23 protein-coding genes are annotated in these 25,119 nt (G+C 47.5%); 18 read left to right on the forward strand and 5 right to left on the reverse strand.

The window, feature by feature from the left end; all coding sequences use genetic code 11:
- Positions 1 to 14: 14 nt before the first annotated feature.
- Together E0D71_RS02400 and E0D71_RS02405 are read right to left on the reverse strand one after the other, a co-directional pair.
- Positions 15 to 1,619: an isocitrate lyase gene (locus E0D71_RS02400; protein WP_133001692.1), complete on the reverse strand. Its 1,605-nt coding sequence runs from the start codon at positions 1,617 to 1,619 to the stop codon at positions 15 to 17.
- Between the two features lie 87 nt (positions 1,620 to 1,706).
- Complete coding sequence (locus tag E0D71_RS02405) at positions 1,707 to 3,890, reverse strand: malate synthase G (RefSeq protein WP_133002108.1); 2,184 nt, start codon at positions 3,888 to 3,890, stop codon at positions 1,707 to 1,709.
- Between the two features lie 161 nt (positions 3,891 to 4,051).
- On the opposite strand from E0D71_RS02405, the gene E0D71_RS02410 reads away from it, so the two are divergent.
- Positions 4,052 to 5,575 carry a DUF3612 domain-containing protein gene (locus E0D71_RS02410; RefSeq protein WP_133001693.1) on the forward strand — a complete coding sequence of 508 codons (1,524 nt, stop codon included), beginning with the start codon at positions 4,052 to 4,054 and terminating at the stop codon, positions 5,573 to 5,575.
- Between the two features lie 363 nt (positions 5,576 to 5,938).
- Positions 5,939 to 7,153, forward strand: coding sequence for a phosphoribosyltransferase family protein (locus tag E0D71_RS02415; RefSeq protein WP_133001694.1), 1,215 nt, complete (start codon positions 5,939 to 5,941; stop codon positions 7,151 to 7,153).
- A 165-nt stretch (positions 7,154 to 7,318) separates the two neighbouring features.
- Here the strand turns inward: E0D71_RS02415 and E0D71_RS02420 are convergent, their stop codons facing one another.
- Positions 7,319 to 7,903 carry a hypothetical protein gene (locus E0D71_RS02420; RefSeq protein WP_133001695.1) on the reverse strand — a complete coding sequence of 195 codons (585 nt, stop codon included), beginning with the start codon at positions 7,901 to 7,903 and terminating at the stop codon, positions 7,319 to 7,321.
- Positions 7,904 to 8,145: 242 nt separating this feature from the next.
- Between E0D71_RS02420 and E0D71_RS02425 the strand changes: the two genes are divergently transcribed.
- The 3 genes from E0D71_RS02425 (at position 8,146) to E0D71_RS02435 (ending at position 11,267) form a co-directional block, all read left to right on the forward strand.
- A complete protein-coding gene (locus tag E0D71_RS02425; RefSeq protein WP_133001696.1) occupies positions 8,146 to 8,694 on the forward strand; it encodes a TetR/AcrR family transcriptional regulator in 549 nt (182 codons plus the stop codon).
- A gap of 125 nt (positions 8,695 to 8,819) precedes the next feature.
- Positions 8,820 to 9,968 (forward strand): L-threonine dehydrogenase, encoded by a 1,149-nt coding sequence (gene yiaY, locus E0D71_RS02430; RefSeq protein ID WP_133001697.1) that lies wholly within the window; start codon positions 8,820 to 8,822, stop codon positions 9,966 to 9,968.
- A 360-nt stretch (positions 9,969 to 10,328) separates the two neighbouring features.
- Entirely contained in the window at positions 10,329 to 11,267 is a 939-nt protein-coding gene (locus tag E0D71_RS02435; RefSeq protein WP_133001698.1) for a 2OG-Fe(II) oxygenase, read from the forward strand.
- Positions 11,268 to 11,441: 174 nt separating this feature from the next.
- On the opposite strand, the gene E0D71_RS02440 is transcribed toward E0D71_RS02435, so the two are convergent.
- Complete coding sequence (locus E0D71_RS02440; RefSeq protein ID WP_133001699.1) at positions 11,442 to 12,038, reverse strand: DUF938 domain-containing protein; 597 nt, start codon at positions 12,036 to 12,038, stop codon at positions 11,442 to 11,444.
- 250 nt (positions 12,039 to 12,288) lie between these two features.
- Entirely contained in the window at positions 12,289 to 12,933 is a 645-nt protein-coding gene (locus E0D71_RS02445) for a glutathione S-transferase family protein (protein WP_133001700.1), read from the reverse strand.
- Between the two features lie 330 nt (positions 12,934 to 13,263).
- Between E0D71_RS02445 and urtA the strand changes: the two genes are divergently transcribed.
- The 13 genes from urtA (at position 13,264) to E0D71_RS02510 (ending at position 24,967) form a co-directional block, all read left to right on the forward strand.
- Positions 13,264 to 14,544, forward strand: a complete 1,281-nt coding sequence (urtA, locus tag E0D71_RS02450; RefSeq protein ID WP_133001701.1) for an urea ABC transporter substrate-binding protein — start codon at positions 13,264 to 13,266, stop codon at positions 14,542 to 14,544.
- Between the two features lie 204 nt (positions 14,545 to 14,748).
- Complete coding sequence (gene urtB, locus E0D71_RS02455; RefSeq protein WP_133002109.1) at positions 14,749 to 16,392, forward strand: urea ABC transporter permease subunit UrtB; 1,644 nt, start codon at positions 14,749 to 14,751, stop codon at positions 16,390 to 16,392.
- Entirely contained in the window at positions 16,389 to 17,522 is a 1,134-nt protein-coding gene (gene urtC, locus E0D71_RS02460; RefSeq protein WP_133001702.1) for an urea ABC transporter permease subunit UrtC, read from the forward strand. Before urtB ends, urtC begins: the two co-directional genes overlap by 4 nt.
- Positions 17,519 to 18,400, forward strand: a complete 882-nt coding sequence (gene urtD, locus E0D71_RS02465) for an urea ABC transporter ATP-binding protein UrtD (protein WP_133001703.1) — start codon at positions 17,519 to 17,521, stop codon at positions 18,398 to 18,400. The genes urtC and urtD overlap by 4 nt, the downstream gene beginning before the upstream one ends.
- A complete protein-coding gene (gene urtE, locus E0D71_RS02470) occupies positions 18,397 to 19,104 on the forward strand; it encodes an urea ABC transporter ATP-binding subunit UrtE (RefSeq protein ID WP_133001704.1) in 708 nt (235 codons plus the stop codon). The genes urtD and urtE overlap by 4 nt, the downstream gene beginning before the upstream one ends.
- A gap of 41 nt (positions 19,105 to 19,145) precedes the next feature.
- On the forward strand, positions 19,146 to 20,063 hold the full coding sequence (locus E0D71_RS02475) for an urease accessory protein UreD (protein ID WP_133001705.1): 918 nt from the start codon (positions 19,146 to 19,148) through the stop codon (positions 20,061 to 20,063).
- Between the two features lie 52 nt (positions 20,064 to 20,115).
- Complete coding sequence (locus E0D71_RS02480) at positions 20,116 to 20,418, forward strand: urease subunit gamma (protein WP_133001706.1); 303 nt, start codon at positions 20,116 to 20,118, stop codon at positions 20,416 to 20,418.
- Positions 20,419 to 20,432: 14 nt separating this feature from the next.
- Positions 20,433 to 20,759 carry an urease subunit beta gene (locus E0D71_RS02485; RefSeq protein ID WP_133001707.1) on the forward strand — a complete coding sequence of 109 codons (327 nt, stop codon included), beginning with the start codon at positions 20,433 to 20,435 and terminating at the stop codon, positions 20,757 to 20,759.
- Positions 20,756 to 22,507 carry an urease subunit alpha gene (ureC, locus tag E0D71_RS02490; RefSeq protein WP_133001708.1) on the forward strand — a complete coding sequence of 584 codons (1,752 nt, stop codon included), beginning with the start codon at positions 20,756 to 20,758 and terminating at the stop codon, positions 22,505 to 22,507. The genes E0D71_RS02485 and ureC overlap by 4 nt, the downstream gene beginning before the upstream one ends.
- Before the next feature lie 65 nt (positions 22,508 to 22,572).
- Complete coding sequence (gene ureE / locus E0D71_RS02495; protein WP_133001709.1) at positions 22,573 to 23,016, forward strand: urease accessory protein UreE; 444 nt, start codon at positions 22,573 to 22,575, stop codon at positions 23,014 to 23,016.
- Positions 22,997 to 23,671 (forward strand): urease accessory UreF family protein, encoded by a 675-nt coding sequence (locus tag E0D71_RS02500; RefSeq protein WP_133002110.1) that lies wholly within the window; start codon positions 22,997 to 22,999, stop codon positions 23,669 to 23,671. The genes ureE and E0D71_RS02500 overlap by 20 nt, the downstream gene beginning before the upstream one ends.
- 36 nt (positions 23,672 to 23,707) lie before the next feature.
- Complete coding sequence (gene ureG / locus E0D71_RS02505; RefSeq protein WP_133001710.1) at positions 23,708 to 24,355, forward strand: urease accessory protein UreG; 648 nt, start codon at positions 23,708 to 23,710, stop codon at positions 24,353 to 24,355.
- 27 nt (positions 24,356 to 24,382) lie between these two features.
- Entirely contained in the window at positions 24,383 to 24,967 is a 585-nt protein-coding gene (locus E0D71_RS02510; RefSeq protein ID WP_133001711.1) for a HupE/UreJ family protein, read from the forward strand.
- The last annotated feature ends 152 nt before the right edge of the window (positions 24,968 to 25,119 follow it).

A 25,119-nucleotide genomic window follows, 5' to 3' on the forward strand; every position in this document is an offset into this window, starting at 1 on the left:
TTCTTAAGGTTTCCTTAAGAAGATACGGCGAACTGATTCATCGTATTGTCTTTGCCTGATGCTTTTAGCGCTTGTGCACCAGAGAAGTACTCTTTATGGTCATCGCCTATGTTTGAGCCAGACATGTCCTGATGCTTCACACAGGCCAGACCTTGACGAATTTCTTTGCGCTGCACTTCTTTCACGTAACCCAACATGCCTTGCTCACCAAAGTAGTCTTTCGCTAAATTGTCAGTAGACAAGGCCGCGGTATGGTAAGTCGGCAAGGTAATCAAATGATGGAAAATACCCGCTTGCTGCGCGGCGTCTCTTTGGAAGCAACGAATACGCTCATCCGCTTCATCCGCCAATTCTGTGCCATCGTATTGAGAAGACATCAACTGATCACGCTGGTAATCGGCCGTGTTTTTACCTTCTTCCAACCAAGCATCAAATACTTGCTGACGGAAGTTTAACGTCCAGTTAAACGATGGGCTGTTGTTGTAAACCAATTTGGCATTAGGCACGACATCACGGATACGGTTTACCAACTCAGCTATTTGGCCGATATGAGGCTTTTCCGTTTCGATCCACAACAGATCCGCACCATTTTGCAACGACGTAATACAATCCAATACCACACGGTCTGCACCAGTATCCGCTTTAAAGCGTACTAAACCATTTGGCAAACGGGTCGGTTTGATCAAACGGTCGCCTTGTTTGATCGCCATATCACCCGATTGCATGTCAGCCAATGAGTTCACTTCTTCCCCATCTAGGTAGGCATTGTATTGATCCGCCAAATCACCTGGCTCACGAGACACTGGGATTTTTTGCGTTAAGCCTGCCCCCAATGAATCCGTACGAGCAACGATCACACCATCGTCAACGCCCAACTCCATAAAGGCATAGCGTACCGCGTTAATTTTCGCTAAGAAGTCCTCATGAGGCACGGTTACCTTGCCATCTTGGTGACCACACTGTTTGGCATCAGACACCTGATTCTCGATCTGAATACAACATGCGCCTGCTTCGATCATTTTTTTCGCTAGCAAGTAGGTCGCTTCTTCATTACCAAAACCTGCATCTATGTCGGCGATAATAGGCACTACATGGGTTTCAAAGTTATCAATTTGCGTTTGCGCCGCCTGCTCACGCACCTGATCACCGGCGGCACGAGCCTCGTCCATTTCTTTAAATAAATGCTGTAACTCACGAGCATCCGCTTGCTTCAAAAAGGTATAAAGTTCTTCGATCAAGGCCGGCACAGACGTTTTTTCATGCATAGACTGATCAGGTAAAGGCCCAAATTCAGAACGCATGGCCGCCACCATCCAACCAGATAGATACAGGTAACGACTGCGCGTCGTACCAAAGTGCTTCTTAATAGAGATCATTTTTTGTTGGCCGATAAAACCATGCCAGCACCCCAAAGATTGAGTGTAATTGGCCGCGTCTTTATCGTAACTTGCCATGTCTTCACGCATGATCTTAGCCGTGTATTTTGCAATGTCTAAACCACTGGTAAAACGATTCTGCAATTGCATTCTGGCCACATTTTCAGGGTTAATCGCCCCCCATGTGCCTTGTTGCTGAATAGTCTGTGCTGCCTGCTGAGTTTTGTTTTTGTAAGTTTGCATGGTTAAGCTCTCTTATTTAGGGTTAGGTTTTTAGTCTCTTTGGCGACTGCCAACATCGTTTAAATCAATCAAATTCATCTTTGTACACTACTGCTTCGCAGCGGCTTTTGCCCTTACTCGGTAGGTATGCAAAAGCGGCTCGGTGTAACCGCTTGGCTGCTCAACACCGTTGAAAATCAAATCCTGTGCGGCCTTGAAAGCGAAACTTGCCTGCTCACTCGCGGTCTTGCCTTCTGGCGCCATTGGCTGATAGCCTGCGGTGGTTTTATTTTGTTCATCCACTACCTTGGCCATGCGTTCCATCACATCCATCACCTGGCTTTTATTACAAATGCCGTGCAGTAACCAATTCGCCAAATGCTGGCTAGAAATACGCAATGTCGCGCGGTCTTCCATGAGCGCCGTATTGTTAATATCGGGCACTTTTGAGCAACCAACGCCCGCTTCAACCCAGCGCACGACATACCCCAACAACCCTTGAACATTGTTCTCAATTTCGCGTTGAATAATCTCGGCAGACAAGGCCTGCCCCGGTTGAATAATGGGAATTCGCAGCAAATCCGTAAAGGTCACTGGCGTCCGCTGTTTGATGCTCTCTTGCTCAGCAAACACATCAACTTGGTGATAATGCAGAGCGTGCAGTGTTGCCGCAGTTGGCGACGGTACCCAAGCGGTATTAGCGCCGGCTTTCGGGTGTGCGATTTTGGTTTTCATCATCATCGCCATTTCATCTGGCATCGCCCACATGCCTTTGCCTATCTGTGCTCGACCTTGCAAACCGCATTGCAAGCCAATATCGACATTGCGATTCTCGTACGCGTCTATCCACACTTGCTGTTTAATCTGATCCTTGGGCAAAAACGCCCCGGCCTGCATACTGGTGTGTATTTCGTCACCGGTACGATCTAAGAAGCCGGTGTTAATAAACACCACACGTTCTTGCGCCATGCGAATACACTCTTTTAGATTCAGCGTTGTACGGCGCTCTTCATCCATAATGCCAATCTTCAATGTGTTCTTCGCCAAACCCAAAAGTTGCTCAACACGGGCAAACAACTCGCAACTAAAAGCCACTTCTTCGGGTCCGTGCATTTTCGGTTTTACAATGTAAATGCTTCCGGTGCGGCTATTGCTAAGGCCTGTTTCACGCTGCAAATCCAAGGCACCAATCAGGGCAGTTACCACGGCATCTATGATGCCTTCTGGTACAAAATCTCCCTTTGAATCTTGGATCAAATCCGATTCCATCAAATGCCCGACATTTCGAATCAACATCAAAGAACGACCTGAAACTCGATACACCTCACCGTCTAAGTCAGAAAAAATACGATCTGGATTCATCCTGCGTGTGTGGGTTTCACCGTCTTTTTCAAAGCTTGTTTCCAAGGTGCCTTGCATCAAGCCTAACCAGTTCTGGTAAACCTCTAATTTGTCCTCGGCGTCCACCGCGGCAACAGAATCTTCACAGTCCATAATGGTGGTCAGCGCAGACTCAATGAGGATGTCATCAATATTGGCCTTGTCGCTTATGCCATTCTTGCCATTACGATCGAATTTGATCTCCACATGCAGGCCATTGTTTTTCAGCAAAAGCGACTCTGGGTCGGCTTTTTGCCCATTAATAGCAACGAACTGGCAAGGTTTTTTCAGTCCGGTTTGACGGCCATCGGCGAAAAAGGCCAACAGATGATGGTAGTAAACAACATAGCTGGTCACATCATGATGAGAACCTTGGTCTAATGGGAAGATCTCATCCAAAAAGTCTTTTGCTTTCGCGATAACCTGTTGACCGCGCTGTGCATTATGCCCACCAGCCAGATCGAGTTCGCCGCGCTCAATGACATCGGTGCCGTAAAAAGCGTCGTACATACTGCCCCAACGAGCGTTTACTGCGTTCAACGCAAAGCGAGCATTTTTAAGCGGTACAACCAATTGAGGGCCTGCTAACTGCGCGATCTCGTCGTCCACATGGTCAGTGCTTACAGTGACATCACCACCTGCTTTTACTATGTAGCCAATGTCTCTGAGAAAAGACTCGTATTCCGCCATGTCCATTGGCTGACCTTGTTGTTCTTTATGCCACTGGTCAATTTGCTGTTGCAGGCGAGTTCGCGTGGCGAGCAACTGGCGATTGACAGGTGCTAGGTCGCTGATCAACTGCTTAAGATCACGCCAAAATGTCTCAGTCTCTAAGCCATGCAGTGGCAAGACATCGTTATCAAGAAAGCGACGGAAATCATCATTTACGAACAGGTCTAACCCATCTTGCATTGCAGTATTTTTATTGTGTGATTGCTTCATCTTACTTTCCTTTTCTCATCTGCCTGTCTTGTCGGGATGTCGGTAACAAGTTCCGATTGCTTGATTTTTAGTCTATGACAAACTAAATTAAAATTTCACAATAAGAATTACACAGTGTAAATTTTACAAAAATGAAAAATAAAAATAGCCTTATCCGTAAAGCCCATTTTTTGGGTACTAAGATCCGCAACCTCAGAAAACGCAACCGTTTGACGATGGAAGACCTGTCTGCCAGATGCGTAAAAGTGAACGCGGAATACGCGCCGTCTGTCTCTTATTTGTCCATGATAGAACGCGGTAAACGCGTTCCCAGTGAAGAAGTATTGGAGATTATTGCCAGTGTTTTTCAGAAAAACATCGATTGGTTTTTAGACGACATTCCAGAAGAAGACGCGATCGTTCCGCAAAAAGGGTCCGGTGGTGGCATTAATGGCATGGCGCTGGAGCCAAACTTCTTGTTCTCAAAAGAGATCCTGCAAATTGCCATTCCTGAAATGCTGTCTCAAACCGGCACCAGCGGTCGTCAATTCGCCCATCTTTTGATTCGTGCCCACCAAGAGCATCATCAAAATCATTTCCCAGATTTAGAACGAGCAGCAGAAGAAGTGGGGTTAAAACGCTTACCTCTCAGCCTCGATGACATAGTCGCCATCACCAAGCAGATGGGGTTGCAGATCAAATGGTTCCGCAAGACCCCTTTGTCAGTATTAGAGAGCATGGGAATCAACGAGCAACATGTCGTTACCTCGTTTTTTGAGCCCCCAAACCAGATCTACATCAATCAGATAATGAAGTCCCAGCCGCAACGACTAAAGTACAATCTCGCGGTGCATATTGGTCATGCGGTATTGCACGATAAAGACGGCATGAGAAACGTTTTAGTGACCGGACGTAATGAAATATCCCCTCTGCAAGCGCCCAATTCGCGAGTACAAACCTCAGGTATGGATGCGCAAGATATCCTCTATGCGTGGCGGGATTTTGAGTGCAGTTTTTTTGCCGGCGCCTTACTGTGCCCTAAAGTACCCTTTCGGCAAATGCTTGACCGAAATGGTTACGAAATTAACACGGCAAAATTGGCTGGTGTCTCTGAGTCGGTGGCCATGCGCCGCATGACCGCGGTGTCGCCCTACCCCCATTGGCATTATTTTGATGCCTTTGCACCGGGCAAACTAAAAGCGGTTTATCGCGGCAATGGCATTCCTTTGCCCTGGGGAAACATGAGTTTGGTCGAAGACCCTTGTCAGAACTGGGCTGTATTTCGGATGATTACCGCGCCGACCACGGGGACTTCTGCGCAGATTTCCATTTTAAACGTGGGAGACGAGCCGCGTATCTATGCCTGTGAATCCATCAAGGTACAAGACCTGACTGGCAGCAGTCACGTTCTCTGTTCTGGCATCGATTTGAACCCAGCGATTACGGCGCAAGGCAAAGACGCTATCGCCATTGCTCAAGAGCTCAAACAGGCCTGCTTTAGTGGCGGCGGCACATCGGCCATTCCCAACGCCATGAAGAAAGACCTGATGAGCGTGGCAAAAATCCTTAACATTAACTGGATCGAACGAGGCATAGATAACGACGCTAGGCTAATCTGCTCAAGAGGGTCTGTGTGTCCGAGGACCCCAAGTTGCTATCAAGCCTGTGGCGGTTAGTCAAAGGGACGTCAAAAGACACCTATTATTCACTCGGTGTTCGCCTTATTAGGTGTCTAGGGGCGTCCGGCCATGATGAAGTGAGTCGCCACTGTGCGGCTTCCTTTGCTAAAAATTCAACATTGCCTTTCCAATACTTTCCAAACCGTTTAGGAAAAACACAAAAAACGAAGAGCAGAATGAATACCCAGCTTAAAAGCAAGAATAAAAACCGAAACGACACAGTTCTTTTTTACGAATAAGAATCAGTTATCGTCTATCTTAAAACTAATGTGCGATTTATCTCCATCGACCCTATCGCAATAAGCCGACAAGTATTAAAATTGACCTTATCCCCATACCCCCTCTAGTTAAGGATCTTTCATGACTTTGTCGACCGGTCAGCCAGCTAACGTTGTAGTCGTTAGTAACTCTTCCGATAATCCATTTGCTATTGATATCGCCTATGCTATGGGCCAATACGATGACATTGCTGACTTGATCAGCATGAAGCAATTCATGAACTCTGAGTTCTGTCCGCGTTTCATTTCTGACGAGACAGATTTTGAAAATATAGGCCGTAAACTTAAAGGCAAGTCTGTCATTATTGTCAGTACTGGCAGCCATGTGAAAACTCGCCAAGAACTTGCTATGTCGAATTTCATTATCGCCAGAGCAGCGAAAGAAAACGGCGCCGCCCGTGTCATCCTAGTAGAACCAGATTTGTTCTACAGCGCACAGGATCGTGGACCTCACAAAAGCCTAGGTGAAACCAGCTTCGAACGCGATGTGAAAGACATTAAAAAGTTCGATGGCCAACCCTTCACTGCGAAGCTTTACGCACAAATGCTAAAACTGTCTGGCGTCGATACCGTCATGACGATCCATAACCATTCAGATTCCGTACAAAAGATCTTTAATGAAGTCTTTGAAGGCGATTTCCATAACCTAATCCCTTATGAAATTTACGCGCACTATTTGCTGAATTCAGACATTTTGCATTACGGCAAAGATGGCGAAGGCTTGGTACTTTGTGCTCCAGATAAAGGCGCTCGCGACTTCGTTAAAGAGATGTTCAATACGCTTGGTCTGAGCAAAGCCAAATTCATCATGCTCGACAAAGAGCGTACTGATGAGCGTAAAGTAGAAATCACCCTACACAAAGAAAGTGAGCACACGTTCGACGGCCTAGACGGCGCCAGCATTGTGTTGTTTGACGACATGGTGCGTACTGGTTCTACCGTGGTGAAATCGTGTCAGTTTTTACAACAAATCAACCCTCAACGTATGGTCTTCGCTGTCTCGCATTTTTATGCCAGCGATGAAGGACGTGAGCGTATGGCGCACCCGGCATTGGGTGAGATTCTAACGCTGAATACATTGCCGACTATTTTGAACCGTGACGAGCAAGGCCGTCTACGTAAAAAAATGGTCGTGCTAAAAGTTGAGAAATGGTTGGCACAAGAGCTGTGCAACATTCTAGAGTTGCCTCAAACGCATGAGCCAAACCCATACAAGATCGATATGTCGTCGAAAAACCCTCGCTTCAAACGTAAAATTTGGTTCAGTGAAGAACTGACTGAACTAAAACCAGAATAACGAGGAAGGGTCACTCAGTCTGCTTATTGAGTGACTCCTATTGGCTACTGACAAACCTCATTAGCTCGACAATAAGTCATAAAAAAGCCGTGTCTCGACACGGCTTTTTCATTTTGCTCAGAGTGTGTTCAACATCCTATCTAAGCGCTAGGTCTAATACGCTTATTAAGCGCGGAACGTCAGCAGCAGAATATCCTTCACCTTACGGTTAATCTCAACATTCGCAGTGTCGAAGTCCTCTTTTTTCACCTTATATAAAAGTGGTTGAACAGAACGCAGCTTTTTGATGGCTTGAGGGTCTTCTGTTAACAACACGGCAACATAGGAAAAAGCATCGTAATAAGCAGGCACATTTTCGCGCAGCGCATTCAAGTAAGAATCCACAGACTCTTCACCAAACACCTGCTTAATCGCCATGATAGCCCCGTAAACCACAGTGCCTTCACAAAGTGAGGTAGTTTGATGATCTTTTTCACCCGCCGGAAATAAGCCACGGACCATTTCTTGAATCACATCTGCCAATAACATCACGTCATTGCTAAAACTACGGGCTGGCATCTGAATCTTGTATTGGTATGGTGCCTTGTCATTGTCAAACAAAGCCACTGGTTTTGCCGAATTGGCGTTCATTTCAAAACCAACAAACTCCGCTTCTGGTGCGGCTTCCCCAAACAAAAATTCGACCGCAGGCAACCAAGCAGTACGCAATTTTTCTAATTTACTGATTTCTATCGATTGAGTGTCGGACACAACCACTTCCTTCTAAATAGGTCACTAATGTCTGTGCGCTGCGGCCAATTCGCCCTCACGCTTTGAATAGCCGAAACCTTACCACAGAGCGACAATTTGAGCAGTGATAAATCCACAAGCAATGAGGATCAACGCAATTAATCTTCTTGATAGAAATCACCAAAAGCAGAAAAAGACCTACACCACGAAAAGTAGACACTTCAGTCTACTTTTGCCACTATAAGGCTTCAAGAGGAGTCACAATGAACAGCAAACGCCAAAACCTTATCGAAACCGCTCTGACGCTATTTTACCGAAACAGCATCCACTCTATCGGCATCAACGAGATTCTTAGTGTGTCCGGCATTGCCAAAAAAACCCTCTACCATCATTTTGCCGGCAAAGAGGCATTGGCATTAGCCACTCTAGAAGCAAGAAACCAGCGTTTTCTTCAATGGCTAACCAACCTGCTAGACGGTGCCAAAAATGACCAGGACGTGATAGACAAGTTGTTTCATGGGTTAAACGATTGGTTTCACGACAAAGTTCCTGAGTTAGACTCATTTCGAGGCTGCTTTTTCATCAACACATGCGCCGAATTCAGCGCTGAAGACTGTGCTATTTCTCAATATTGCCGCCAGCATAAAGAACAGGTTCGCCACCTCATTCAACAAGCATTGAGCAACCAAGATGCGTCTTTTGTCGACCTAATCTGCCTGTTAAAAGAAGGCGCCATTAGCAGCGCCTACGTCAGCCAAGATCGAGAGGCGGCGTTAAAATGCATCCCCATGCTAAAAGCCGTCGCGCATTAATTAGCATCAAACAAAGTCGCTTCCATTCTACAAAAGCTTGCGTTAAGTCAAATCGAACGCAAATGAAAAGTGCCAAAATGAAGTCATGGTTTACAACATCCATCACTAATCATAAGGATAATGTCATGAGTAGCACATTCTACATTCCAGCGGTCAACATCATGGGCGAAGGCGCTCTTAATGACGCCATCGTACAAATCGAAAACCTTGGATTTAAGCAAGCTTTGATTGTTACTGATCCAGGAATGACAAAGCTAGGTGTCGCTGATGAGCTAAAAGGTTTGTTGCAAGCTCGCGGCATACAAAGCTTGATTTTTGATGGTGTTCAACCCAACCCGACAGTCAACAACGTTAACGCAGGCTTAGACGTGTTACACACTCATCAATGTGACTGTGTGATCTCTTTAGGCGGCGGCTCTGCCCATGATTGCGCCAAAGGCATCGCCCTTGTTGCGACCAATGGCGGCCATATTAGCGACTACGAAGGCGTGGATGTGTCTAAGAAACCACAACTGCCTTTGATTGGCATTAACACCACGGCGGGCACCGCCTCTGAAATGACGCGCTTTTGTATCATCACGGACCAAGATCGCCACATAAAAATGGCCATTGTGGATCAAAACGTAACGCCGATTTTATCGGTAAACGATCCTCGACTCATGGCAGGCATGCCAGCATCTTTGACCGCTGCAACCGGTATGGACGCACTAACACACGCCATTGAAGCCTATGTGTCTACCGCCGCGGACCCAATCACAGACGCCTGCGCCATCAAGGCCATTGAACTGATCCGTGACCATTTACACGAAGCGGTACATAACGGCACTAACATGGAAGCACGCGACAAAATGGCCTATGCGCAATTCTTAGCTGGCATGGCGTTTAACAATGCATCGTTAGGCTATGTGCATGCTATGGCTCACCAATTGGGCGGTTTTTACGACTTGCCACACGGTGTGTGTAACGCAGTATTGCTGCCTCATGTACAACGCTATAACGCTCAAGTGGCCGCTCCACGCTTAAAAGATATCGCCAAAGCATTGGGCCAAGAAGTAAACGGATTAAGCGATAAAGAAGGCGCGGATGCCGCCATTGCAGCGATTGTTAAACTGTCTCAAAGCGTTAACATCCCAGCTGGCTTAACCGAGCTTGGTGCAAAAGAAGAAGACTTTAGCACTCTGGCTGACAACGCCATGAAAGACGCTTGTGGGCTTACCAACCCAATCCAACCAAGCCATGAAGACGTGGTGGCTATTTTCAAAGCCGCTATGTAGCTCAAAAAGCATTAATACAGCAAACCAAAAAGCCTTTTAGCATTGATCTAAAAGGCTTTTTTAAGCACTCACCACGCCATAAAAAGCGCTCTTATGCTAAGCACTTTCGCCCATGTTTCTAACCAGCTTAATGGCAGTGAGAAACCTCCTTTCAAACTGTAGCCCTCATCTTAACTGAGGCTCCCCTTTTCTTTCTCGCACAGACAAACGTCTCTGAGCAGGGGGAGGTCACATTGAGATTATATAGAAATACTTAATTCTGTCTCTTTATAAGGCCTGTTTATCTACAAAGTAAGATGTAATAAATTAGCCCCATTATCAAAGTCAAAACGACTTAGCTGCATTTCAGGAGACAGCGACATGAACAATACCGCTACTTTTAACCAAACAAACCCAGTGAGCTCATTAGAACGCGCTCGCGCCTTGGATTTGCCTTCACGAGAGGCAACGTTAAACCGTGCGCCATCTGTCCAACAGTTTTGGAACCGCAATAACAACCTGCTTAGTGAAGCGTGGCAAGAGTGGGAGAATAACCACCAAGACTCTCTGTTTATTCCTGACGCCTCGCTACTGGATAAAAACCTACGCGATGCGGTTGAACAAGCATGGCAAGACCCGAGCAAAGAATCCGCAGTGCAAGCTCTCTGGAAAGAAGTCTCTGCGAATGTGTTCATGTGCCAGTTCTTTGATCCTGAGCGCCTCGCAGAATTACGAGATTACTTAGAAAATATCGCAGACGCCAAAATTCCTATGCGCGCACCTTATGGCATCGCACTGAATCGTCATGGCGCTATGCTCGACCCACGCTCAGAAGGCTTTCTTGCGGCCCCAAATTTCCAGACATTTTATCGGGAACTGCTTGATCGCTACATGCGACCAATCGCACGACTTTTGTTTCCTGAAATAGTCGGTTATGACACTCAAACATTTGGTTTTTCCATCCAATATCAAGCCGGTATGGACACATCACTTCGACCTCATACGGACGCGTCTGCGGCAACACTGAACGTAAACCTGAACTTACCAGGAGAAACCTATACTGGGTCTGAAGTCGATTTTTACGATACGGCAACGGGCAAAACGAACCAACTTAGGTTCCAACCTGGCGTTGCCATGTTGCACCGTGGAAATGTTCCCCACGCGGCTCACCCTATCACCAGCGGGACTCGCACAAACTTTGTTCTTTGGCTGTACGGTGATCGTGGGCAGATTCCATTAGCGGGCGCACAAACCACCCTAGACCCACGCCAGCGCTGGTCAACGCCACAAGTCGCTTATGACGAAGTAGCCCCATTCTAAGAAGAGTAAACCTAGCCGGGGGCGGCGGATAAATACGCAGAGTAACACCTAATTAAGCGTAAAAAACTAAGCCCCTCGCTAACCTATAGTGTCTACAACACAGTAAAAACATAACGCAGGGCTTGTTGATCTTTTGCTTATTGGTGCCTTCATTCTTTGCGTTTTTGACTCAAATTAACGCACTTTCCAGACCAGCAAGAAGTTATTCGCAGGCATGGCTATCTGTTCTGTTAACTCCATACCCTCGGCCCATTCAACCAACTCGGCCAGATCACGGATACCGCCACAGCCACTTTGCTGTAACTGCTGGTCAAATTCTCGGTTCCCTTCACTGGTGTATTCTCCATTCACATTCATCGGCCCGTATTGGCAAAACACGCCACCCGATTTTAACTGGGTCGCGATCGTTTGCATCATCAATTGAGCCGCATCACGGGGCATAATGTGCGTGGTATTCGCCGTAAAAACACCATCTAGATCCAACCTTGGCCAAGCCTGTTTCCCAAAATGAAACTCAATAGGAGCAACAAGGTTCGGTAAATTTGCATCCGCCATCCAAGCCTGAATACTGCCGTGGTAGTCGAGCATATCACTCGTGTGCCACATCAAATGGGGCAAATGCTCAGCAAAAAACACCGCATGCTGCCCAGTACCAGAACCAATCTCAAGCACGTGCTTACACGCTTTAAAATGCACACAAAGGCGCTCAAGAATCGGTTGTTTGTTTCTATCACAAGAAGGAGAAAACCCTTTTGTCTTATGTGTCGTCATAAATCGTATTCGCCAAAGTAGCAGATGGGTAGGTGGAGAAAAGTCAGATGAACAATAGGGTATTTTTGACCCGACATCAAACCGGCGGTTAAAACACAACCGATTGATATGACAGGGCTTTAAGCCTTCCTAATGCTCACCCACACTCAAAAGACAAACTCAAGCAGCGCCATAATCCACTTGAGAATACCGTTCAACATTTTGGGTTATTTTGCTCCACTAGGAGGCGTTTAGCCTTGCTTGGTGTTGATCAGCCAATTTCAAATGGCTCAAGGCTTATCTCTTCTATCTCACAGACCGCTTTAATCGTCGGGTGCAAACTCAAGCGCTTCAAATAGGCGGCTAAATGGCGAAAGGTGACTGGTGATTTTTCTATCGGCAATGCCCATTCCGCTAACATGAATAAGAAGAAATCACAGGCGCTAATCTGACAGCCCAATAAATACTCTTTGTCCGCCAATTGATCATTAATAATCCCAAGCGCCGAGGCAATGAGTTCATCTTGTGCGGCGATGATATTCGGTATGCTATTGTCATCGGTTGTGTGTCGATGAGGGTAATATCGCACCATCAACTCAGCTTGTAGCGTGTTATTTAAATAAGCCAACCATTGGAAAAACAAGGGCCGCTCTTTGCTGCCTAGTGCCGGAATCAACTCATGCTCAGGGTGCTGCTCACACAAGTGAATACAGATGGCTGGGCTCTCAAAAATAGCCTGCCCATCATCAATTAAAGTTGGAATACGACCCGCTGGATTCAGCGTCAAATACTCCGATGACTTATGCAAGTTAGCGTCCCTATCAACCAATAACAGCTCGTAATCTAGCCCCATGTGATAGAGCAAAAAATGCGCGGCTAAACTCGCATTATTCGGATAATAATAAAGTTGGTACAAAATGGAACTCCTCTGAAAATCAAAATCCAGCGTTAGTATCATAATGCTTTTAATCTACCTGTTTTTACACTCGATAGCATTTCATTATGAACTGATGCCGCTTTACGGCCACCGGCCTCGGTTATGCCTTAAAGATAAAATGTCACCGATCATTTCGACTTTAACCGATTCTAGTATTCACAAAGGCATGAGTTATTGGCCTAAAGCCCCCCTACCTATACGTCAAATGACGTACCCCTCTGGGTCATTCAGCGGATACATTTCTTTTGGTTTTCTATGGATACTGAGTTTGCTTACTCATTAAAAGATAACCGATAGGAAGACTCAACAATGAAGATTAAGACGTTAGTTTCCGCGATAGCATTAACGGGCGCCACGCTGGTTGCTGTGCCTTCATGGGCCGCAGATACGATCAAAGTGGGCGTGCTGCATTCTCTTTCTGGCACCATGGCGATTTCTGAAAGCGCGCTAAAAGACACGGTTCTGATGCTGATTAAAGAGCAGAACGCGAAAGGCGGTTTACTTGGCAAACAGATCGAGCCTGTGGTGGTTGACCCTGCGTCTAACTGGCCGCTGTTTGCGGAGAAAGCCCGCGAACTGATCAGCAAAGACAAGGTAGATGTGATTTTCGGCAGCTGGACGTCTGTGTCTCGTAAATCGGTGCTTCCTGTTCTTCAAGAGCTCAATGGGCTGATGTTTTACCCTGTGCAATTCGAAGGGGAAGAGTCGTCTAAAAACATCTTTTACACTGGAGCGGCGCCAAACCAACAGGCGATCCCTGCGGTTAATTACCTAATGAACGATTTGGGTGTGAAACGTTTCGTTCTGGCCGGTACCGATTATGTGTACCCACGTACTACAAATAAGATTCTAGAAGCCTATTTAAAATCGAAAGGCGTTCCTGCCAAAGACATCATGGTGAATTACACCCCATTTGGTCAGTCTGACTGGCAATCTATTGTCTCGCAAATTAAGAAGTTCGGTAGCCAAGGCATAAAAACCGCGGTGGTTTCTACCATCAATGGTGATGCCAACGTGCCTTTCTACAAAGAATTAGCCAACCAAGGTATTTCTTCTGAAGACATTCCTGTGGTTGCTTTCTCGGTCGGTGAGCAAGAATTATCCGGTCTAGACACAAAACCATTAGTAGGTCACTTAGCGGCTTGGAACTACTTTGAAAGCGTCGATACGCCAGAAAACGAGCGTTTCATCAAAGCATGGAAAGCCTATAAAAAAGACCCTAAAGCGGTCACAAACGACCCTATGGAAGCCACTTACATTGGTTTCAATATGTGGGTTGATGCAGTGAAGAAAGCCGGAACAACGGATGTGGATGCGGTTGAAAAAGCCATGATAGGTCAGAAATTTCCGAACCTGACTGGCGGTATGGCGACGATGAATAAAAACCATTATCTAAGCAAACCGGTTCTTATCGGTGAGATCCAAGATGACGGTCAATTTGAAACCGTTTGGGAAACCGACAGTACGGTTCCTGGGGATTCTTGGTCGGACTATTTGCCAAGTTCTAAGAACGTCATTGCCGATTGGACATCGCCGATCAATTGCGGCCATTACAACACGGTAACGAAGAAATGTTCTGGCGAAAACTAAGCAACACCTAAACCGTCGATGATCAGGGTTGATCTTCAAAAAGCGGTTTAACACCAATAACTAACCTCTCCCAGGGTGGTATGGACTCTCTGTCACACAGTGCAGAGAGTCCCTTTTTCTACTCGTACTTTCTTGTTGAAATTACGCAAGAATAAGGAGCAGGCCCACCAGCAAGAAACCTTGCCACTACTTATTCCATGGAGCATGACCTTGAGACACTTTATTGCACTTTGCTGCTGTCTTTTTGGCCTCTTATCCTTGCAGGCTTATAGCGCAGAATCGTCAACACCCGCTAGCCTGTCTGTTAATCAGCCACCCGCCGCACTCGCCCCTTTAATGCTGAAACTGACTCAAGTGAAATACAGCAAACTCTTGCCCGTATTAAAAGCCATCGAGGCCAACAGCGATGAGTCTATGCTGCCGCTGTTTCGTACCATGATGAATGGAGATTTGTACTTCATTAAAGCCAACAAACAACTCGTCCAACGGATTGAAGTCGAGAACCAAGACGCTTATCGAGGAATTTTTAGCCAACAATTGATCGCCAATCTTAGCGAGCAAGCGGTGTCTAAAATCAAAGTAAATAACCGTTTGCGGGGCTATTTGCGCAATGCCATCGCCCGCATTCAGCTAACCTCTCACTCTGCCGAAGTACGCCGAGGGGCCGTTCAAGCGCTGCTTTCCAGTCTTGACGAAGACACAGTCGCGACGCTTGAGCGACTCTACTCAAGCGAGTCAAATACCAAAGTAAAAGAAGAAATGGGCTTGGCTTTGGCGATTAATACCGCTTTGCAAACCGAGTTACCAAATTCAACTCGCATTGCCGCGATTGAGCGCCTATCCGGTAGCCTAGAAACGACGGTGCGCAATAAACTCAATCAGCTTACCTACCAAGACAACCCGGACATTAAAGCCGCTGCACAGGCTGCGTTGACGAAAATTACTCAGCGAGTAGAACGCTTTGGCTTTTTGAATCAGCTGTTTTTTGGCTTGAGCCTTGGCTCTGTTTTATTGCTGGCATCGATTGGTCTGGCCATTACTTTTGGCGTCATGGGGGTGATCAATATGGCCCACGGCGAAATGATTATGCTCGGTGCCTACACCACCTATGTGGTGCAATTGATGATGCCAAATTACATCGACTATTCCATTTGGGTAGCGATTCCGGCGGCATTTTTAGTGTCTGCTTTGGTAGGAATATTAATTGAGCGATTAGTCATCCGCCATTTGCATGGCCGCCCACTGGAAACCTTGCTGGCGACCTTTGGTATCAGTTTGATTCTGCAGCAATTGGTACGCACCATCTTCTCGCCATTAAACCGCCAAGTGTCTACCCCCAGTTGGATGAGCGGCTCGTGGGAAATTAACCCTGTGCTGTCGTTAACCATGAACCGTTTGTACATTCTCGCGTTTTCTTTGTTGGTTTTTTTCGCACTGGTGATGGTGCTAAAGAAAACCTCACTGGGGTTAAACGTGCGCGCGGTTTCCCAAAATCGCAACATGGCCAAAACCATGGGGGTAAAAACCAATTGGATAGACGCCATGACATTTGGTCTGGGTTCTGGCATCGCAGGCATCGCTGGTGTGGCGCTGAGTCAGCTCACGAATGTGGGGCCGAATCTGGGTCAGGATTACATTATTAATTCCTTTATGGTCGTTGTCTTCGGTGGCGTGGGCAACCTGCTCGGCACCCTAGTCGCCGCCTTCAGTTTGGGCATTGCCACCAAGTTCCTTGAGCCTATGACTGGCGCGGTTTTATCCACCATTTTGGTGTTGGTGTTCATCATTTTATTCATCCAAAAACGTCCTAAAGGACTCTTTCCACAAAAAGGGAGGGCCGCAGAATGAGCTCTATTACGCAATATTTTTCAGCGGGTCGTACTTCAGGCAAACACACCTTGCCCTTTGTGATCATCCTCTTAGCAGTGACGGCACTGGCGTGTTTGTCCAACCTCTACCTAGCAAGCGACTCCGCCTTGCATGTAAGTACTTACTCCATCACCTTATTGGGCAAGTATTTGTGTTACGCCATGCTGGCGTTGGCCGTCGATATCATTTGGGGGTATTGCGGCATTCTCAGTTTGGGACATGGGGCGTTTTTCGCCTTAGGTGGCTACGCCATGGGAATGTATTTAATGCGCCAAATCGGCGACCGTGGCGCTTATGGCAACCCTGATCTACCTGATTTCATGGTGTTTTTAGGCTGGCAACAGCTGCCTTGGTTTTGGCATGGGATGGACCAATTCTGGTTCGCCATGATCATGGTGGTTCTGGTGCCAGGATTATTGGCGTTTATTTTTGGTTGGTTGGCGTTTCGTTCTCGGGTGACAGGGGTGTATTTGTCAATCATGACGCAAGCGCTCACTTACGCTCTGTTGCTAGCTTTCTTCCGTAACGAAATGGGGTTTGGTGGCAATAACGGCTTAACCGATTTCAAAGACATTGTCGGCTTTAGTTTGCAAGCCGACACCACTCGAGTGAGTTTGTTTGCCATTACCGCCTTGATGTTGGCTCTGGTGTTCGTGATCAGCCGGAAAATCCTCTCATCCCGCTTTGGCAAGGTGGTCTTAGCGATACGTGATTCCGAATCTCGTGCTCGCTTTATTGGCTATCGAACCGATCGTTACAAAGTCTGGTTATTCGTTTTTTCTGCGGTGATTGCCGGTATCGCAGGGGCTCTGTATGTGCCTCAGGTCGGCATTATTAACCCGGGTGAGTTTTCCCCAATCAACTCGATCGAAATGGTGATATGGGTGGCGGTTGGCGGCCGCGGCACCTTGATTGGTGCTGTAATAGGCGCGCTTTTAGTGAACTACGCGAAAACCCGTTTTACCGCTATTTTACCAGAAGCTTGGCTGTTCGCTCTAGGCGGCCTGTTTGTTTTAGTCACCCTGTATTTGCCCAAAGGCATCGTTGGGTTATACACCCAACTCATGGAAAAACGCCGCCCGCAACCAACTAAGGAGTCTAACGCATGAGCGCCCTTCACCATTCCCTAAATAGCTTACGCGAGACATTTCGTCCTGATCAGGTCTGGCCTTTTCTTGCTCCTGCGAACGCTAAGGTCAACGTCGATAAAAACGTGATCTTGTACGTCGAAGATTTGAACTTAAGCTTTGATGGCTTTAAAGCATTAAACCATTTGAACCTCTACATCAACGATGGCGAGTTACGCTGTTTGATCGGGGCCAATGGGGCTGGCAAGACGACCCTAATGGACGTCATAACCGGCAAAACCCAATGCGACTCTGGCAGCGTATTTTTTGGGCAAAACCAAAACCTGCTCAATAAAGACGAAGCAGAAATCGCGCAATTGGGCATAGGCCGAAAATTCCAAAAGCCCACTGTGTTTGAAGAGCAAACCGTGTTTGATAACTTAGAGCTCTCACTAAAAACCGATAAAGGCGTATTACCAACGCTCTTTTCCAGGCTCACCCCCACACAGATTGACCGCATTGATAATGTGCTTCACATCATCGGCCTTGCCAAACATCGCTTTATGTTGGCGGGGGCTTTGTCTCATGGGCAAAAGCAATGGCTCGAAATTGGCATGTTACTTGTATCAGATCCTAGGCTTTTATTGATCGACGAGCCAGTCGCGGGAATGACCCCCCAAGAAACCGAACGCACCGCCGAGTTACTCACCTCGCTGGCGGGGGAACGTACCGTGATTGTCGTAGAGCACGATATGGAGTTTGTCCGCAGCATCGCCAAAACAGTAACGGTATTGCACCAAGGGTCTGTGCTCGCAGAAGGCACCATGGATCAAATCCAAAGCAACAAAGATGTGATTGAAGTCTATTTAGGAGAACAAGAAGCCACTGATGGCGTGATAACAGAAGGAGTAACCCTATGATTTCAATCAAAAACCTTGATCAATTATACGGTGGCACACAAATCCTTTGGGGGTTGGATTTAGACATAGAACCCGGCTCCATCACCTGCATTATGGGACGCAATGGCGTAGGAAAAACCACCTTACTCAAAACCATTATGGGCTTGTTGCCAATCAGTAATGGCGAAATCACCATGAATGGCGTAACACTTAATAAGCAAAGTGCTGAAAAGCGCGCCTACTCAGGCATTGGTTATGTGCCTCAAGGCCGGGATATTTTCCCCATGCTCACGGTGGAAGAAAACCTACGCATTGGTTTGCCAGTCCTGAACAAGAAAAGCAAAAACAAAACAAACGACATACCGGAGAAAATCTTTGAACTGTTTCCGGTATTAAAAGACATGTTGCATCGCCGTGGTGGAGACCTCTCCGGCGGACAGCAACAACAATTAGCCATAGGTCGCGCCCTAGTATTAGACCCAAGCGTGCTGATTCTAGACGAGCCAAACGAAGGCATTCAGCCCAATATTGTGAAACAAATTGGCGATGTCATTTTGAAATTAAACGCCGAAGAAGGCCTGACCGTGATCTTGATCGAGCAGAAACTTGGCTTTGCAAGAAGGGTCGGCAAGGAATTCCGTTTAATGGAAAAAGGCCGCATAGTCGCAGCAGACCGAATGGATAAACTCAATGACAACTTGATCAAGCAGTATCTAGCGGTGTAATCCTAGTACGCTGAACAAGCCGATATTTTGTTAAGGAAGAGATGCATAATAATCATAATCTTGCCTTGGTAACGCCGTCAGAAGCACCATCTGAGAAGACGTCTTTAGCGTCTAATGCGCCTTCTCACTGGCATGCGTATTTAACCTTAGGCTTTCAAAAAACCGCGCGCGGCACCGTCCTGAAAACCTGCGACCACAAGGGACCACTTTACGTTCAAAAACCCTTTTACCCAGAAGGCCCAGAGACCGCCCACGTTTACCTCTTGCACCCGCCAGGTGGTTTGGTGTCTGGCGACCGCTTGACCATCACCGCCAATTTGGCCGAAAACACCCATGTGCTTATTACGACCCCTGGCGCTGGCCGTGTGTATCGCGCCCGTGAAGACAAAACCCTGCAGCACCAAATCACCCAATTAAACGTCCCTAAGGACAGTGTGATGGAGTGGCTTCCACAAGAAGCTATCCTCTATCCAAACGCCCACACTCGACTTGAAAATCAGATCAACCTAGCCAGCAACGCCAAATTTATTGGCTGGGAAGTGACCTGCTTTGGGTTACCGGCGAACAATGAAAGCTTTGCTAATGGACACGCTGAACAAGGTTTTGAGATTCGTCAGGATGGTCGTTTAAAAGTGCGCGAGCGTTTCATCATCGATGATCAAAGTCGCGATATTTTTCAAGCGAAAGCCGGCTTAGCCAACAAACCAATAAATGGCCTGATGATTGCAGGTCCTTTTGACCGAACGGACAATCATGATGAGCTGATGGAGACACTTCGTGACCATTGCACAAAACACGTTTCGCTTTGCGGCGCGACCTTGGTGGATGAATACATCATTGTGCGCAGCCTCCATGATGACTCGGAGCACATGAAACGCCTGTTTACCCAATGCTGGCGAGCCATTCGTCCAGCGCTTATTGGTAAAGAAGCGTGTGAACCAAGAATTTGGGCGACCTGATTCTAACAAGCAAAATCAAGGCGCCATAGAATAACGAAAAAAGGGCTGAATAATGGAATTACTACCTAGAGAAAAAGACAAATTACTCGTCTTTACCGCCGCGTTATTAGCAGAACGTCGCTTAAATCGCGGCCTTAAGCTTAATTATCCAGAAGCCATGGCTTACATCACCATGGAAATTATTGAAGGCGCTCGTGATGGCAAAACCGTCGCCGAGTTAATGAGTTTTGGCAAAACATTGCTCAGTGCTGACCAAGTCATGGAAGGGGTGGTGGATTTAATTCACGAAGTGCAAGTCGAAGCGACCTTCCCCGATGGTACCAAGCTGGTCACGGTTCATAACCCAATTAACTAATGTGGAGACGCACCATGATTCCAGGTGAAATTCAGGTAGCCGCAGGCGATATTGAGCTGAATGTAGGCCGTAAAACCTTAACCATCCGAGTCGAAAACACCGGCGATCGACCGGTTCAAATTGGCTCCCATTACCATTTTTATGAAGTCAATCCTGCGTTGTCTTTTGAGCGTGATCTTACCAAAGGGTTTCGCCTCAACATTGCTTCTGGCACCGCAGTACGCTTTGAACCCGGCCAAGGCCGTGAAGTGGAATTGGTCGAATACGCTGGCACGAAAACCATTTATGGCTTTCGTGGCGAGGTAATGGGAACACTGAATAAAACGGAGCCGTCAGCATGAGCAAAACAGACACTGCCAACTTAGACGCGGTTAACATAGACGCGGTTAAAATAGACAGAAGTGGCTACGCACAAATGTTCGGCCCAACCACAGGCGATCGGGTTCGTTTGGCCGACACCGACATCTGGATTCAAGTCGAAAAAGACTTCACCACCTATGGTGACGAAGTAAAGTTCGGCGGTGGCAAGGTAATCCGAGATGGTATGGGGCAAAGCCAAGTAACCAATGAGGTAGCGGTCGACTTGGTGATTACCAATGCCTTAGTGCTTGATCATTGGGGCATTGTCAAAGGCGACGTGGGGGTCAAGGAAGGTCGTATTTTTAAAGTCGGCAAAGCAGGCAATCCAGACATACAAGACAATGTTGATATTGTCATAGGCCCTGGCACAGAAGTGATTGCGGGGGAAGGCTCGATTCTAACCGCCGGCGGCATCGACGCTCACATTCACTTTATTTGCCCACAGCAAATTGAAGAAGCGCTGACCTCTGGCGTGACCACCATGATTGGCGGCGGTACGGGCCCAGCAACGGGCACCAAAGCCACCACCTGTACGCCAGGACCTTGGTATTTGGGGAAAATGCTCCAAGCGACCGACAGCATGCCAATGAACCTAGGTTTTCTTGGTAAAGGCAACGCCAGCCAGCCCGAAGCGCTAGAAGAGCAGCTAGAAGCCGGAGCTTGTGGCCTAAAATTGCACGAAGATTGGGGCACGACGCCTGCGTCGATTGATTGCTGTTTGAGCGTCGCTGAAAAGTACGATGTGCAAGTGGCCATCCACACGGACACGCTGAATGAATCCGGCTTTGTCGACAGCACGTTAGCCGCGTTTAAAGAGAGAGTTATTCACACTTACCATACCGAAGGCGCTGGTGGCGGGCACGCTCCAGACATCATACGTGCGGCCGGTAATGTGAATGTGCTGCCCTCTTCTACCAATCCGACTCGTCCTTATACCCACAACACAGTCGATGAGCATTTAGACATGTTGATGGTATGTCACCATTTGGACAGTAACATCCCAGAAGACGTGGCCTTTGCGGATTCTCGTATCCGCAAAGAAACCATTGCCGCGGAGGATATTTTTCACGATCGCGGCGCATTCAGTATGATTTCATCTGACTCACAAGCCATGGGACGGGTCGGTGAAGTCATCACACGAACCTGGCAAACAGCCCATAAAATGAAGCAACAGTTTGGTTTACTGGCAGAAGACCAAGCGCTAGGCGCAGACAACTTTCGCGCCAAACGCTACATCGCCAAATACACCATAAACCCAGCCATTGCTCACGGTATTAGCCACGAAGTGGGCTCCATTGAAGCCGGTAAGCTAGCTGATCTAGTACTTTGGAAACCGGCCTTTTTTGGGGTGAAACCCTCCATCATTATCAAGGGCGGGATGATTGCTAGCGCGCCTATGGGGGACCCAAACGCTTCGATTCCTACGCCTCAGCCCGTTCATTACCGCCCTATGTTCGGCGCCTTTGGTAAAGCCGCCGCCGCGACCTCAGTGACCTTTGTGTCAAAAGCGGCGTTAGAAAATGGCCTGGCGGAAAAGTTTGGCTTGGATCGCACTCTGGTCGCTTGCCGTAATACTCGCAATATCTCCAAGCACGACATGATCCATAACAGCTGGTTACCTGACATTACGGTGGATCCGCAGACTTATGAAGTACGAGCCGATGGCGAATTGCTCACCTGTGAGCCCGCAGAAACCTTGCCACTGGCTCAGCTTTATACCTTATTTTAAACGTGCCCTGTTTTAAACATCAAAAAAGCCAAGCGAAATAACGCTTGGCGGTTAGGAAACATACCATGCTAGACATATATCAAAGATTAGGCACCCATTGCCACGAAGCGGTTTACACCAAGGTGACTCTTAGTCACGAGCAACGCGATCGCGGCCGTCTTAAATTGATCGGAGAAAATGGCGAAGAGGTTCGCGTTTTTCTCGATCGCGGCAAGCCGCTCCAAGTTGGGGAGTTTTTGCGAAGTGAGTGCAACAAAATAGTGCAAGTTCAAGGCGCCGTTGAAGATGTGGCTCATGCCAGTTGCGACGATTGGCAAGCTTTTTCCAAAGCCTGTTATCACCTAGGCAACCGCCACACCAAGATTCAAGTGGGTGATCGCTGGTTACGCATCAAGCCGGATCATGTCTTAGAAGAAATGCTTCACCTACTTGGTTTGGTTGTGAGCCATGAAAGCGCGGTGTTTGTCCCTGAATCTGGAGCCTACAGCCATGGTCACCACCACGGATAGCAGCCTATTGCGTCTCTTGCAGTTGAGCAGTGTAAGTTTACCGGTTGGTGGTTATGCGTTCTCACAGGGCATGGAATACGCTATCGACCAAGGTTGGGTAACAAACAAAACACAAGTGTGCGATTGGATCAGCTTGCAGCTGCAACAATCTGTGGCTCGTGTTGATTTACCGATTTTGCGTTTGTGTATGCTCGCAGCCAGTCAGCAAGATAACGCACGCCTATTAGAACTCAATGATCTGGCGCTGGCGTGCCGAGAAACCAAAGAGCTGCGATTAAACGATACAGCGATGGGAGAAGCCTTGGCGCGGTTAATGCGTAGCTTAGAAATCGCCACGCCTTTTCAGCGCTTAGAAGACATCAGCTTTGTGACCTTATTTGCCGTGACAGCAACTCATTGGTCGATCAACCTTGAACTGGCGGCCCTCGGGTTTACCTGGTCTTGGCTAGAAAACCAAATCGCCGCAGCGACAAAATTGGTGCCGTTAGGGCAAACCCAAGCACAAGAATTACTCGGCGAATTACAACCTGTGATCAGTGACGCCATTCGTAGCTCACTGATTATTAATGAAGACAGTGTTGGCGCAGGGCTTCCGGCAATTGCCATTGCTAGCGCGCAACACGAAACACAATATTCACGATTATTCCGTTCTTAATTTTTTGGGATAACCTTGGTTTAAAGAGGAAATACTATGAGCAAACCAAAACAAACATTGCGCATCGGCGTTGGCGGCCCTGTTGGCTCGGGAAAAACCGCCTTATTGCGCTCTTTGTGTTCTGCCCTACGCGATCACTACAATATTGCCGTGGTGACCAATGATATTTACACACAAGAAGACGCTAAGTTTCTAACCGAACATGAAGCCCTAGAGGCAGATCGCATTATTGGTGTGGAAACAGGAGGATGCCCACACACGGCGATTCGTGAAGATGCTTCAATGAACTTGGCCGCGATCGATCAATTAATAGAGCGTCACGGTGAATTAGACGTGGTGTTTGTGGAAAGTGGTGGCGATAACTTAAGCGCAACATTCAGCCCAGAACTGTCGGACTTTACCATTTATGTGATTGATGTTTCCGCCGGCGACAAAATCCCTCGTAAAGGCGGCCCTGGCATCACCAAATCCGATCTTTTGATTATTAATAAAACCGATTTGGCGCCCTTAGTCGGAGCCTCTTTGGAGGTAATGGATCGTGATGCCAAAATGATGCGTGGCGATCGACCGTTTGTTTTTTCCAACCTGAAAAAAGCCCAAGGCTTAGACGAAATCATTCAATTTATCATTACCGAAGGTATGTTAGAATTCAAAACGATTCCAGCCGCAAGAGCGGTGGTTTAATTCATTTATTTATTTCGGAGATTATCTATGCGTCTTACTACGCTAAAAATGGGATTAGCCACTCTAATTGCTGCCGCTCCAACCTTGGCACTTGCTCATCCAGGTCACGAGCACAGCACCAGCTTTATGACGGGGTTTATGCACCCTATGGGCGGTCTTGACCACCTACTAGCCATGATTGCTATTGGCCTTTGGGCGGCAAGCATGGGTGGAAAAGCATTATGGGCTGTGCCTGCGGCTTTTGTCGGCACCATGATTCTGGGTGGCGCGTTTGGTATGGCAGGAATGCAAGTTCCTTTCGTTGAACAAGGCATTGCGCTTTCTGTGATTCTTATGGGCGCACTGCTTGTTGCTTCTGTACGTTTCTCTGTCGGCACTTGCGCTGCCATTGCGGGTGTTTTTGCCTTTTTCCATGGCGCAGCGCACGGTATGGAAATGCCATTAAACGCACACGTTGCGGAATACGCTCTCGGCTTTGCAGCTGCAACCGCTTTGTTGCACCTTGTTGGCATGGGCATGGGTAAAGCCATTGCTCGCATCGAAGCGCCTATTGTCACTCGCCTCTCTGGTGGCATCATTGCCGCAGCTGGCGTTGTCATGGCCATCGCCTAAACACTTACAGCCACTGGTGCTAAGAACCCCATACATGACTCTGGGTTCTTTTAAAAGCGGTACCAGTGGCTGATTGTTACCTTTGTTGTCCCTTTGTTTACTTTCTTATTAATTCGTTGCGTCTTTTTGTTCCGTGTTTATTTTCTTCCTTA

The sequence above is a fragment of the Marinomonas sp. KMM3893 genome (assembly GCF_004352855.1).
GTDB lineage: Bacteria > Pseudomonadota > Gammaproteobacteria > Pseudomonadales > Marinomonadaceae > Marinomonas > Marinomonas arenicola.